This window comes from Herbaspirillum sp. (assembly GCF_035644555.1).
GTDB lineage: Bacteria > Pseudomonadota > Gammaproteobacteria > Burkholderiales > Burkholderiaceae_D > Herbaspirillum.
This window is the reverse complement of sequence record NZ_DASQOH010000070.1, coordinates 122386-134778: the sequence shown is the minus strand read 5'-3', so window position 1 is coordinate 134778 and position 12393 is coordinate 122386. Positions and strand designations below refer to the sequence as shown.

Sequence of the window (12393 nt, the reverse complement as noted above, 5' to 3'; positions counted from 1 at the left end):
CCATGAAAGCCATGATCTTCGCCGCCGGACGCGGCGAGCGTATGCGTCCGCTGACCGATACCTGCCCCAAACCGCTGTTGAAGGTCCGCGGCCGGCCGTTGATCGTCTGGCAGATCCTGTCGCTGGTGCGCGCCGGCATCACCGAGATCGTCATCAACCATGCCCATCTGGGGCAGATGATCGAAGACACCCTGGGTGACGGCAGCCGCTACGGTGCGCAATTGCGCTACTCGGCCGAAGGCACGGCGCTGGAAACCGCAGGCGGCATCGCCCAGGCGCGCCACCTGCTGGGCGAGGCGCCTTTCATTGCAGTATCCGGCGACATCTGGTGCCCGCACTTCGATTACTCTGAACTGCTGAGCGTGCTGGAAGACGAAGACCCGTGGGGCAATCCACTGCCGGAAGACAAACGCGACATGGCCTGGCTGTATCTGGTCAAGAATCCGCCCTTCCATCCCGCAGGCGACTTCGCACTGAACAATTTCGCCCTCTCCAATGACGGTGAACCCAAGCTGACCTTCGCCAACATTGGCGTGTACCGTCCGCAGATGTTCGATGGCATCACCCCTGGCGAGCATGCCAAACTTGGCCCGCTGCTGCGCGAGTATGCGGCGCAAGGCCGTATCGGCGGCGACGTCTATCGCGGCGTGTGGCACAACGTCGGTACCATCGAACAACTGGAAGCACTGAACCAGCCGCCCCAAGGAAACCCGCCATGAGCTTCGACGCCACTCCCTTCGCCGCCCGCCGGGCGCGTCTGATCGCCAGCCTGCAACAAGCCGGAGGCGGCGTGGCCATCATCCCGACCGCACCCGAGGTGATGCGCAACCGCGATGCCGACTATCCGTATCGCCATGACAGCTATTTCTACTACCTGACCGGCTTCACCGAACCTGAAGCGGTGCTGGTGCTGGTCGCCGGCAAGGAAAACCGTAGCATCCTGTTCTGCCGCGACAAGAACCTGGAACGCGAGATCTGGGACGGCTACCGTCACGGCCCGCAAGCCGCACAGCAGCTGTTTGCCCTGGATGCCGCCCATCCCATCGAGGAACTGGACAAGAGCATGCCGGCCCTGCTGGCCGACGCCCGCGCGGTCTACTTTGCGCTGGGCCAGGACGAAAAACGCGATGCGCAATTGCAGCGCTGGCTGCAAGGCGTGCGTGCACTGGCGCGCAGCGGCGTGTCGGCGCCGGGTGCCGTGGTCGATGTGAACGTGCTGCTGGACGACATGCGCCTGTTCAAGGACGCCTTCGAGATCGACCTCATGAAGCGCGCCGGCGTCATTTCCGCAGAGGCGCATTGCCGCGCCATGCGCATCTGCCGCCCCGGTCTGCGTGAATACCACCTGGAAGCCGAGCTGCTGCACGAATTCCGTCGCAACGGTTCGCAATATCCGGCCTACGGCTCCATCGTCGCCACCGGTGCCAACAGTTGCGTGCTGCACTATCGCGCCGGCGACGCCGAGATCAAGGACGGCGATCTGGTGCTCATCGACGCCGGCTGCGAACTGGACAGCTACGCCTCCGACATCACCCGCACCTTCCCGGCCAACGGCCGCTTCAGTGGTCCGCAAAAGGCACTGTATGAAATCGTGCTGGCCGCGCAGGCGGCCGCCATCGCCGAAACTGCACCGGGCAAGCGTTTCATGGACGGACATGATGCCGCCGTGCGCGTACTGGCGCAGGGCATGCTGGACACCGGCCTGCTGGACAAGAGCAAGGTCGGTTCGCTGGAAGACGTGATCGAAAAGGGCGACTACCGCCAGTTCTACATGCACCGCACCGGCCACTGGCTGGGTATGGATGTGCATGACGTGGGCGACTACCGCGATCCGGCCACCGCCGACGGCAGCAAACCCTGGCGCACCCTGCAGCCGGGCATGGTGCTGACCATCGAACCGGGCATCTACGTGCGTCCGGGCGAAGGCGTACCGGAACAGCTCTGGAACATCGGCATCCGCATCGAGGATGACGCCCACGTCACTCCTTCCGGCTGCGAACTACTGACCACCGGCGTGCCCAGCAAGGTCGAGGATATCGAAGCGCTGATGCGCCAGGGCTGAACGGCCCGCTGCGAGCACCCCGCGCATGCGCCGGATCAAGCCCGGCCGGCGCGGCTCCGCTACAATGATGCCTTCCCGAATCTTCTGCATAAGGCATCTCCCGGCATCATGGAATCCGTCGATTTCGACCTGATCATCTGCGGCGGCGGTCCCGTCGGCCAGAGCGTGGCCGGCCTGCTGGCACGACGCCAGCTGCCTGCCGCACGCATCGCCCTGGTGGACCTGAAGACGGCCGAGCAGGCCGCCGCCGATCCGCGCACCATCGCCCTGTCCTATGGCAGCCGCCAGATCCTCGAAGAACTGGGCGCCTGGAACGACATCGGCCGCAGCGCTACCGCCATCGAACAGATCCACGTCTCGCGCCGCGGCCACTTCGGCCGTACCCTGCTGGACCGCAAGGACTACGACCTGCCGGCGCTGGGCTATGTAGCCCGCTATGGCGAGGTCAACCGCGCCCTGGTCTCGGCCATCGCGCCGCTGGGGCTGAGCCTGATGCGCCCGGCAGAAGCGCAGGCGATCGAAGAAGACGAGGATCGGGTCGCGGTCACCCTGAAGGACGGCCGCGTGCTGTGCGCACCACTGGTGATCCAGGCCGAAGGCGGCGTCTTCGGTGAGCAGCAGCAAAAGACCCTGCAGCGTGACTACCGGCAACTGGGCATCATCGCCCACGTGCAGGCTGACGGCGTAATCGCCCATCGCGCCTTCGAACGCTTTACCGATGAAGGCCCACTGGCCCTGTTGCCTCAGGACGATGGCTACGCGCTGGTATGGTGCGTACGCCCGACGACTGGCGAACGGTTGCTGGCGCTGGACGATGCCGCCTTCCTGGCTGCCTTGCAGCGCACCTTCGGCGAACGGGTCGGCCGCTTCACCGGTATCAGTCCGCGCCACGCCTTCCCGCTGGGCCTGAACGCCCGGCCCGGCCAGAGCCGACGCGTGGTGGCCATCGGCAATGCTGCACAAACCCTGCATCCGGTGGCCGGCCAGGGCCTCAACCTGGGGCTGCGCGATGCCCGGGTGCTGGCCGACGTGCTGGCGCGCGAGCGCTCGCCACAGGGCTTGCAGGCCTTCGAACGCCAGCGCGGCCAGGATCGCGGCCTGACCATTCGCCTGACCGACCTGATGGCCCGCATTTTTGCCGGCTCACCCCAGGGCTCGCCCCTGCAGACAGCGCTGGGACTGTCACTGGGCCTGGTAGACCTGCTGCCGGCCGCCCGCGGCCTGCTGGCCGAGCAGATGATGTTTGGCCAGCGCTAGGGAATCCTGGACGCTGCGCGCGACGGCCTGCCGTCGCGCAGGCGGTCAGGAAATGCGACAATGCTGACTTGCGGCGCCCGCCGCTCCACTCAGCAGACACGCATTTGCCATGAAACAAGACCCGCGCTTCAAGAATCTCTTCATCCTCGATCATCCGCTGATCCAGCACAAGCTCTCCCACATGCGCGACAAGCGCACCTCCACGCGGACCTTCCGCGATCTGCTGCGCGAAATCACGCTGCTGATGGGTTATGAAATCACGCGTGACCTGCCGCTGACCACCGAGACCATCGAGACCCCGCTGGTAACCTACGAAGCGCCGGTGATTGCCGGCAAGAAGCTGGCCGTGGTGCCGGTGCTGCGCGCGGGCGTGGGCATGAGCGATGGCCTGCTGGAACTGATTCCTTCGGCCCGCGTGGGCCACATCGGCGTCTACCGCGACGAGAACCACCAGCCGGTGGAATACCTGGTACGCCTGCCTGACCTGCAGGACCGCATCATGATCCTGTGCGACCCGATGGTGGCCACCGGCAACTCCGCCGTCTATGCCGTCGATGCGCTGAAGAAGCGCGGCGTGCCGGCTTCGCACATCGTCTTCGTGGCACTGGTGGCCGCCCCGGAAGGCGTGCAGGTCTTCGCCGATGCGCACCCTGACGTCAAGCTCTATGTCGCCTCGCTGGATTCCCACCTGGACGAGGACGCCTACATCGTGCCGGGGCTGGGCGATGCAGGGGACCGCATCTTCGGCACCAAATAAGCGACCTGGCAGTCGCCAAGAAAAAACGGGTTGCGCATGATGCGCAACCCGTTTTTTCTTGCCTGCCAGCTCAGGCGGAAGTCAGTCCACCGCCTTGACCATATCCTCGATGACCTTCTTGGCATCGCCAAAGACCATCATGGTCTTGTCCATGTAGAACAGTTCGTTGTCCAGCCCGGCGTAACCGGCGGCCATGGAGCGCTTGTTCACGATCACGGTCTTGGCCTTGTAGGCCTCCAGGATGGGCATGCCGGCAATCGGCGACTTCGGGTCCTTGGCGGCGGGGTTGACCACGTCGTTGGCGCCCAGCACCAGTACCACATCGGCCTGGGAAAATTCGCTGTTGATGTCTTCCATCTCGAAGACCTGGTCGTAGGGTACTTCGGCCTCGGCCAGCAGCACGTTCATGTGACCGGGCATGCGACCGGCCACCGGGTGGATCGCATACTTCACGGTCACGCCGTTGTGGGTGAGCTTTTCGGTCAATTCCTTCAGGGCATGCTGGGCGCGCGCCACTGCCAGGCCGTAGCCGGGCACGATGATGACGGTCTCGGCATTGCCCATCAGGAAGGCCGCATCATCGGCTGAACCGGACTTGACGTTGCGCTGCTGTTGCGCGCCGCCACCTGCGGCCGCCGCCTCGCCGCCAAAGCCGCCCAGGATCACGTTGAAGAAGGAGCGGTTCATCGCTTTGCACATGATATAGGACAGGATCGCGCCGGACGAGCCGACCAGCGAACCGGCGATGATGAGCATGGAATTGTTCAGCGAAAAGCCGATGCCGGCTGCCGCCCAGCCGGAATAGCTGTTGAGCATCGAGACCACCACCGGCATGTCGGCACCGCCGATGGGGATGATGATCAGCACACCCAGGGCAAAGGCAATCGCCGCCATGATGATGAAGGGCAGCCAGTTCTGCGTGAGGACGAAGATGATGCCGAAGCCGATCATCGCCACCGCCAGCAGCAGGTTCAGGAAGTGCTGGCCGGAGAAGTTGACCGGGGCGCCCTGGAACAGGCGGAACTTGTATTTGCCCGAGAGCTTGCCGAAAGCGATCACCGAGCCGGAGAAGGTGATGGCGCCGACGAAGGTACCGATGAAGAGCTCCACACGGTTGCCCACCGGGATGGCCTGCCCATGGCCCGATATACCCAGCGCCCAGGGTTCGGCCACGGCCGCCACCGCGATGCAGACCGCCGCCAGGCCAATCAGAGAGTGCATCGCCGCCACCAGTTCGGGCATCTTGGTCATCTCGACGCTGCGCGCCAGGTAGGCGCCGATGCCGCCGCCCACGATCACGCCGGCCGCCACCAGCAGGTAGCCGATGTCACCGGAGGCATTGCCGCCCTCGCTCTTGAGCTTCACGATCAGGGCCAGGGTGGTCAGTACCGCGATGAGCATGCCGGCGATACCGAAGCTGTTGCCGCGTCGTGCCGTGGCCGGGTGCGACAGGCCTTTGAGCGCCTGGATGAAGCAGATCGATGCGATCAGGTACAACAGGGTCACCACATTCATGCTCATGCTTGTTCTCCCGACTTGGCCTTGGGCTCTTTCTTCTTGAACATTTCCAGCATGCGCTGGGTCACCATGAAGCCGCCGAACACGTTGACCGCCGCCAGCGCCACGGCCAGCGTGCCGGCAATGCGGCCCACCGTGCCTTCGGTCAGGCCGGCGGCCAGCATGGCGCCGATGATGATGATGGCCGAGATGGCATTGGTCACCGCCATGAGCGGTGTGTGCAAGGCGGGAGTGACGGTCCAGACCACGTGGTAGCCGACATAGATGGCCAGCACGAAGATGATCAGGTTGATGATGGTGTGGCTGACTTCCATGTTGTTCCTCCTTGTGGCACGACCGGCCGAAGCGGCTGGCCGTGCGGATTATTGGTGAGGGGTCAGATCGCTTTGAGGCTGGTGATGCGGTTCTTGTCGTCCACGAAGACGACCTTGGGCTTGTAGGTGGCGACTTCTTCATCACTCATCGGCGCATAGGTGCAGATGATCAGCAGGTCACCCAGATGCGCCAGGCGGGCAGCGGCGCCATTGAGCGAAATCTCGCCGCTGCCGCGCTTGCCGCGAATGGCGTAGGTGGAAAAGCGCTCGCCGTTGTTGACGTTGTAGAGCTCGATCTTCTCGAACTCGCGGATGTCGGCCGCTTCCAGCAGGTCTTCGTCGATCCCGCAGGAGCCTTCGTAGTTCAGGTCACACTGGGTGACCGAGGCGCGATGGATCTTCGCGCGCAGCATGATGCGTTGCATGTACTTCTTCCTTCTTTGATTCCGTGGAGGATGGGCTTGGATCGCCCGGTTGTTCTGCCGACCCGGGTCAGCAGATTCATTTGCGCAGGATCTCGCCACCCTGGCAGAGCAGCGTTGCCGCGACGATGTCGTCTTCCCGGTTGATGACCAGCTTGCCCTCGGCATCGATGATCAGCTTCAGGAAGTCCAGCACGTTACGCGCATACAGGGCCGAGGCATCGGCCGCCACCAGGGCCGCCAGATTGCCTTCGCCGATGATGTGTACGCCGTGCTTGATGACCGTCTTGCCGGGTTCGGACAAGGGACAGTTGCCCCCCTGGTCGACCGCCATGTCCAGGATCACCGAACCGGGCTTCATGGCCTTGACGGTCTCTTCGCTGATGAGCACCGGAGCCTTGCGGCCGGGGATCAGGGCGGTCGTGATGATGATATCGGCCTGTCTGGCGCGTTCATGCACCAGCTCTGCCTGCCGCTTCATCCAGTCGGGCGGCATGGGGCGGGCATAGCCGCCCACGCCCTGGGCGATTTCCTTCTCTTCGTCGGTCAGGAAGGGCACATCCAGGAACTTGGCGCCGAGCGACTCGATCTGCTCCTTCACAGCCGGACGCACGTCGGAGGCCTCGATCACCGCACCCAGGCGCTTGGCCGTGGCAATGGCCTGCAGGCCGGCCACGCCGGCGCCCATGATCAGCATGCGCGCGGCCTTGACGGTGCCGGCGGCAGTCATGAGCATGGGCATGAAGCGCTGATAGGTATTGGCGGCCATGAGGACGGCCTTGTAGCCGGCGATGTTGGCCTGCGACGACAGCACGTCCATCGATTGTGCGCGGGTGGTACGGGGCGCGGCTTCCAGGGCAAAGGCAGTCAGTCCGGCGCTGGCCATGGCGGCGATGTTGTCGGCGTCGAACGGGTTCAGCATGCCAATGACCACGGTGCCGGGCTGCATGCGGGTGCGCTCGGCCGCATCCGGAGCCCGCACCTTGAGCAGGATCTCGGCACTGTAGACCGCCTCGGCGCTGCCGATGCTGGCGCCCACGGCGACGTAGGCCTCGTCAGGAATGCTGGAGCGGATCCCGGCCCCGGACTCCACCATCACTTCGTGCCGGGCCGCCACCAGTTTCTTGACGGTCTCGGGCGTGGCGGCCACGCGGGTTTCTCCGACCCGGCTCTCGGCGGGGATCGCTATCCTCATTCCTGACTCCTTTTTTTGTGAATTCTTACCCCAATCTTACACGACTGGCCTTGTACAACCAGAAATTTACCGGCCGGCGGGAACGTCCCGGGAACCGCGCCGCCGGCGGCCCTGCGCTGAAGAGCCGGCGCCGACGAGGTAAAATAGGGGATTCACGAGGTCATCAATGTCTGAAGTCTGGAAACCCTCCGTCACCGTCGCCGCCGTCATCGAGCGCGACGGTCGCTTCCTGATGGTGGAAGAACACAGCGCCGGCGGGCTGCGCATCAACCAGCCCGCCGGGCACCTGGAACCGGGCGAGTCGCTCATCGCGGCGGCAGTGCGCGAGGCGCTGGAAGAATCAGCCCACGTGTTCAGCCCTACCGCTCTGGTCGGCACCTACCTGTCGCGCAACGTGTCGTCCTCGCGCGGCGGGATGTCGGTCACCTACCTGCGCTTCGCCTTTGCCGGCACGGTCGGGGAACAACTGCAGCGGCCGCTGGATGACGGCATCGTGCGCACCCTCTGGATGACGCGCGAGGAACTGGCGGCATCGGCGGCGCGCCATCGCAGTCCGCTGGTCTTGCGCTGCGTGGACGATTACCTGCGCGGCCAGCGGGCGCCACTGGAACTGGTGCATACCGATCCCAGCGCGGTCGGGGACCTGCCGGACCATTGAGCGACAGCAGCGCTGCCTGTCGCATAGAACGGAAACAACATGAGCAAGAAAAGAGTAGTCATCGGCATGTCGGGCGGCGTGGATTCGTCGGTTTCGGCATGGCTGCTGAAGGAGCAGGGTTATGAAGTCATCGGCCTGTTCATGAAGAACTGGGAAGATGACGACGATTCGGAATATTGCTCCACCCGCGAAGACTGGATCGACGCGGTCAGCGTGGCCGATGTGGTCGGGGTGGACATCGAGGCGGTCAACTTCGCCTCCGAATACAAGGACCGCGTCTTCGCCGAATTCCTGCGCGAATACCAGGCGGGACGCACACCCAACCCGGACGTGCTGTGCAATGCCGAAATCAAGTTCAAGGCCTTCCTGGACCACGCCATGAAGCTGGGCGCCGATCTGATCGCCACCGGCCACTATGCGCGCGTACGCCAGGGTCCGCAGGGCGACTTCCAGCTGCTCAAGGCGATGGACGCCAGCAAGGACCAGAGCTACTTTCTGCACCGCCTGAACCAGGAGCAGCTCTCGCGCACCGTCTTCCCGCTGGGGGAGATCCACAAGACCGAGGTACGCAAGATCGCCGAGCAGCTGCAACTGCCCAATGCGAAGAAGAAGGATTCGACCGGTATCTGCTTCATCGGCGAGCGGCCCTTCCGCGAATTCCTCAACCGCTACCTCTCCTACAAACCCGGCCCGATCAAGACTGCCGATGGCCAGACGGTGGGTGAGCATGTGGGCCTGTCCTTCTACACGCTGGGTCAGCGCAAGGGCATCGGCATCGGCGGCCTGAAGGCGCACCAGAATGCCGACGGCCATGGCGACGCCTGGTACGTGGCGCGCAAGGATGTGGACAACAACACCCTCTATATCGTGCAAGGCCATGACCACCCCTGGCTGCTGTCGCCCACGCTCTCGGCCGGCCAGGTCAGCTGGGTTGCCGGCCATGCGCCGCAGCTGACGGCGCTGTCGGCCAAGACGCGCTATCGCCAGAGCGACATGCCCTGCGGCTTCAGCGATGCCGGCTCCGGTTTCTCGCTGGCCTTCGACAGTCCGCAATGGGCGGTCACGCCGGGGCAATCAGCCGTGCTCTACGACGGCGACGTCTGCCTGGGCGGCGGCATCATCGAGTCCGCGGCCTTGCCTGACTAAAATTACAAAAAGGCAACTTCCGACGCCCTGACGGTGATTTCCACCGCAGGGCGTTTTCTTTTGGGCAAGCTTGACAGGCCGGCTAGGCTTGAACTGTCTCCAAGCTGCCTCCAGATGATAAAAATTATCAATCACACCGATAAAAGGGCTTGCAATCCGGCCGCAAATGGCAAATAATCTAAATAAGAATTGTTCGCATTTAATAGGAGGTGATTGTAATGAGCCAACTGAACGACAACAGCATGGAACGTCGCAACAAGCCGGGCACGACCGCCAACGGAACTCCGATCACCCGCATCAAGAGCACGGACCTGTTCCGTCAGATGCGCGAACTGGAGATCGACCACGGCGGTCGCATCTACAAGCTGCGACTGACGCAATTGAACAAGCTGATCCTGACGGCCTGAGCGGTCGTCTTCAGCAGAAGGTGGATAAACAGGCCAGCCAGCGTCGTTCGTCATGACGCGTCGCCAGCCAAGCTAGCCCAGCGAGGAGAGTTTGATGGTTACCGAGAACATGACGTCCGCATTTGTGGAACCCAACAACGCACCGGCCCAACCTGAACTTCTGGTGTCCGCCGTGCTGCATCTGATGTCGCACTACACCGCCAACAACAGCCAGGAAACGCAAAGCTGCGTGAAACTGGCCTCGGTGATCGAAAGACACCTGAAAGCGCTGGCGGAATTGCCCAACCTGGCGCCGGTACTGCGGGCGACCTGCCAGCAGTTGTCGGAGCAATGGGCGCATGTGGTGGAACGGACGATGCCGCCGCCGGAAAAATTCAATTTCTTCTCGCGCATGGTGGCAGGAGCGAGATCTGCATAGAGCCTGATGAAGCAGGCAGCAAGGCGTACAATGATCGTATGTGTTTGTAACAACATCTCCGAAGGCAAGATCCATCAGGCGGTCGATGCAGGCATGACGTCCATGGCCGAGTTGCGCAAGCAGCTCGGTGTCGGCACCTGCTGCGGCAAGTGTCATTCCTGCGCCAAGAATGTCCTGCGCGAGTGTCTCAGCAATACCCGTCAAACACAGCAAGGCGTGCGGCCGGTGGTCTTCCATCCCGCCCTGGCGGCCGCCTGAACAAGATCAATGAACGCCATTTCACCGTCTCTCATGAGTGTCAGCCCACCCAGCGCCCTGATGCGCCAGGTACGCAAGATCGGCCCGCTGGGGCTGATCATCCTGTTGCACATCGCATTCTTCTGGGCCCTGCAGAGCGGCCTGGTCAAGCAGGCCGTCAATGCCGTCCCCAAGGAAGTCATTGCCACCTTCATCGTGCCGGAAAAGGCACCTGAACCAGCACCACCCAAGGCGGAGCCCACCCCGCCCAAGCCGGTGAAGATCGTCAAGAAGGTCGTGGCACCGCCCAAGCCGGTGCCGGTGACCGAGACCCCAGCGCCGACGGCCATCACCGCGCCGCCGCAACCGCCCCAGCCGGCAGCTCCCGCACCCCAGGTGGCCGCCGAGCCGACGCCGGCACCGGCCGCACCGCCGGGTCCGGTGCTGCCCAAGCAGATCACCTCCGGTATCGAATACATCGAGAAGCCGAACCCGACCTACCCCAGCGTCTCGCGGCGCATGGGTGAGGAAGGTGTGGTCGAGTTCCGCGTCACGGTCAACACCAGCGGCCGGGCTGAAAAGGTCGAGATCACCAAGTCGTCCGGCTACTCCCGCCTGGACGACGCAGCCCGGACGGCCATCATGCGTGCCGTGTTCAAGCCTTACATCGAGAACGGCAAGGCCATTACGGTGAGCACGGTCGGCAGCCTGGCATTCCGCCTGAACTGAGGCCGTCCGAGGCCGCGCTGGACAGCGTTGCGCCGGGCCTGGCCCGGCACCGTATTCGTTTCATCATCCCCTCATCAGATAGACACAAATAGAAGGAAATATCATGGAAGTTAGTCCCTACGGATTGGAAAGCCTCTGGGCGCAAGGCGATTTCGTGACCAAGGGCGTGGCCGTCCTGTTGCTGGCCATGTCGATCGCATCGTGGTACGTGATCATCACCAAGGCGCTGCAGCTGCTGCGTTTCCGCAAGGCCTCGGCGGCCGCCGGCCACCAGTTCTGGGATACCACCAGCCTGCCCGAAGGCGTGGCCACACTGGGCCAGGAAAATCCCTTCGCCGATGTCGCCCGCGCCGGCGTCACCGCCATGAGCCACCACACCGCCCACAAGGGCCACCTGCATGACCAGCTGTCGGTGAGCGACTGGGTCACCCTGTCGCTGCGCCAGGCCATCGATGAAGCCTCCGGCAAGCTGCAGACCGGCATGGCCGTGCTGGCTTCGGTCGGCTCCACTGCGCCGTTCGTGGGCCTGTTCGGTACCGTCTGGGGCATCTATCACGCACTGGTGTCCATCGGCACCACCGGGCAGGCCAGCATCGACAAGGTCGCCGGTCCCGTGGGCGAGGCCCTGATCATGACCGCGCTGGGCCTGGCCGTGGCCATCCCCGCCACGTTCGGCTACAACGCCCTGGTCCGCGGCAACAAGACCACCATCGCCAAGCTCAACAAGTTCGGATTCGACCTGCACGCCCTGTTCGTCACCGGTGCCCGTGCCGCCGGTGAAGATGGCCAGCCCAATGGCGGCAAGGCCAAGCTGACCGCCGTCGGGAGGGCATGATGGCAATGGGATCCCTGTCCGATTCGGACGACGACTTCAACCCGGAGATCAACACCACCCCGCTGGTGGACGTGATGCTGGTGCTGCTGATCATCTTCATCATCACCATCCCGGTGATGAACCACGCGGTCAAGATCGACCTGCCCAAGGCCAGCAGCCAGCCGGATCAGGTCAAACCCGAGAGCATCAATCTGTCCATCGATGCGGCCGGCAATGTCTTCTGGAACGAAGAGAAGATCGACAGCAGCGAACTGAGCGTACGCATCGCCACCGCCGCGCAGAAGCAGCCGCAACCCGAACTGCATCTGCGCGCCGAGCGCACCACACAGTATGAAAAGGTGGCGCAGGTAATGTCGGCCGCGCAATCGGGCGGGCTCACCAAGATCGGTTTCGTGACCGATCCCGACAAGAAATAGGTCCGCGGCTGGACGCTGTACC

The 12393-nt window shown here is 63.7% G+C and carries 16 protein-coding genes; 12 read left to right on the top strand and 4 right to left on the bottom strand.

Annotated elements, in window-relative coordinates; all coding sequences use genetic code 11:
• Positions 1 to 2: 2 nt before the first annotated feature.
• The 4 genes from murU to upp all read left to right on the top strand — a co-directional run bounded on the left by murU (position 3) and on the right by upp (position 4076).
• Positions 3 to 719: an N-acetylmuramate alpha-1-phosphate uridylyltransferase MurU gene (gene murU / locus VE092_RS19575; RefSeq protein ID WP_324879662.1), complete on the top strand. Its 717-nt coding sequence runs from the start codon at positions 3 to 5 to the stop codon at positions 717 to 719.
• Positions 716 to 2062, top strand: coding sequence for an aminopeptidase P N-terminal domain-containing protein (locus VE092_RS19570; protein WP_324879661.1), 1347 nt, complete (start codon positions 716 to 718; stop codon positions 2060 to 2062). Before murU ends, VE092_RS19570 begins: the two co-directional genes overlap by 4 nt.
• Positions 2063 to 2170: 108 nt before the next feature.
• Positions 2171 to 3319, top strand: coding sequence for an FAD-dependent monooxygenase (locus VE092_RS19565; RefSeq protein WP_324879660.1), 1149 nt, complete (start codon positions 2171 to 2173; stop codon positions 3317 to 3319).
• Positions 3320 to 3428: 109 nt separating this feature from the next.
• On the top strand, positions 3429 to 4076 hold the full coding sequence (gene upp, locus VE092_RS19560; RefSeq protein WP_088754618.1) for a uracil phosphoribosyltransferase: 648 nt from the start codon (positions 3429 to 3431) through the stop codon (positions 4074 to 4076).
• Positions 4077 to 4157: 81 nt separating this feature from the next.
• On the opposite strand, the gene VE092_RS19555 is transcribed toward upp, so the two are convergent.
• The 4 genes from VE092_RS19555 to VE092_RS19540 all read right to left on the bottom strand — a co-directional run bounded on the left by VE092_RS19555 (position 4158) and on the right by VE092_RS19540 (position 7525).
• The gene (locus VE092_RS19555; protein WP_006461706.1) at positions 4158 to 5597 is read right to left on the bottom strand and encodes an NAD(P)(+) transhydrogenase (Re/Si-specific) subunit beta; all 1440 of its coding nucleotides are present in this window, start codon (positions 5595 to 5597) and stop codon (positions 4158 to 4160) included.
• Entirely contained in the window at positions 5594 to 5908 is a 315-nt protein-coding gene (locus tag VE092_RS19550) for an NAD(P) transhydrogenase subunit alpha (RefSeq protein WP_006461707.1), read from the bottom strand. Before VE092_RS19550 ends, VE092_RS19555 begins: the two co-directional genes overlap by 4 nt.
• A 62-nt stretch (positions 5909 to 5970) precedes the next feature.
• A complete protein-coding gene (gene panD / locus VE092_RS19545) occupies positions 5971 to 6333 on the bottom strand; it encodes an aspartate 1-decarboxylase (protein ID WP_006461708.1) in 363 nt (120 codons plus the stop codon).
• A gap of 76 nt (positions 6334 to 6409) precedes the next feature.
• A complete protein-coding gene (locus VE092_RS19540) occupies positions 6410 to 7525 on the bottom strand; it encodes a Re/Si-specific NAD(P)(+) transhydrogenase subunit alpha (RefSeq protein ID WP_324879659.1) in 1116 nt (371 codons plus the stop codon).
• A 166-nt stretch (positions 7526 to 7691) separates the two neighbouring features.
• On the opposite strand from VE092_RS19540, the gene VE092_RS19535 reads away from it, so the two are divergent.
• The 8 genes from VE092_RS19535 to VE092_RS19500 all read left to right on the top strand — a co-directional run bounded on the left by VE092_RS19535 (position 7692) and on the right by VE092_RS19500 (position 12371).
• Entirely contained in the window at positions 7692 to 8183 is a 492-nt protein-coding gene (locus VE092_RS19535; RefSeq protein ID WP_324879658.1) for an NUDIX hydrolase, read from the top strand.
• 39 nt (positions 8184 to 8222) lie between these two features.
• The gene (gene mnmA / locus VE092_RS19530; RefSeq protein ID WP_324879657.1) at positions 8223 to 9329 is read left to right on the top strand and encodes a tRNA 2-thiouridine(34) synthase MnmA; all 1107 of its coding nucleotides are present in this window, start codon (positions 8223 to 8225) and stop codon (positions 9327 to 9329) included.
• 218 nt (positions 9330 to 9547) lie between these two features.
• A complete protein-coding gene (gene hemP, locus VE092_RS19525; RefSeq protein ID WP_006461712.1) occupies positions 9548 to 9736 on the top strand; it encodes a hemin uptake protein HemP in 189 nt (62 codons plus the stop codon).
• Positions 9737 to 9830: 94 nt separating this feature from the next.
• Entirely contained in the window at positions 9831 to 10154 is a 324-nt protein-coding gene (locus tag VE092_RS19520) for a hypothetical protein (RefSeq protein WP_006461713.1), read from the top strand.
• Positions 10155 to 10184: 30 nt separating this feature from the next.
• Positions 10185 to 10412 (top strand): (2Fe-2S)-binding protein, encoded by a 228-nt coding sequence (locus VE092_RS19515; RefSeq protein WP_324879714.1) that lies wholly within the window; start codon positions 10185 to 10187, stop codon positions 10410 to 10412.
• A 9-nt stretch (positions 10413 to 10421) separates the two neighbouring features.
• Positions 10422 to 11120 carry an energy transducer TonB gene (locus tag VE092_RS19510; RefSeq protein ID WP_324879656.1) on the top strand — a complete coding sequence of 233 codons (699 nt, stop codon included), beginning with the start codon at positions 10422 to 10424 and terminating at the stop codon, positions 11118 to 11120.
• 103 nt (positions 11121 to 11223) lie between these two features.
• Positions 11224 to 11955 (top strand): MotA/TolQ/ExbB proton channel family protein, encoded by a 732-nt coding sequence (locus VE092_RS19505; protein WP_324879655.1) that lies wholly within the window; start codon positions 11224 to 11226, stop codon positions 11953 to 11955.
• Complete coding sequence (locus VE092_RS19500) at positions 11955 to 12371, top strand: biopolymer transporter ExbD (RefSeq protein WP_324879654.1); 417 nt, start codon at positions 11955 to 11957, stop codon at positions 12369 to 12371. Before VE092_RS19505 ends, VE092_RS19500 begins: the two co-directional genes overlap by 1 nt.
• Positions 12372 to 12393: the final 22 nt, after the last annotated feature.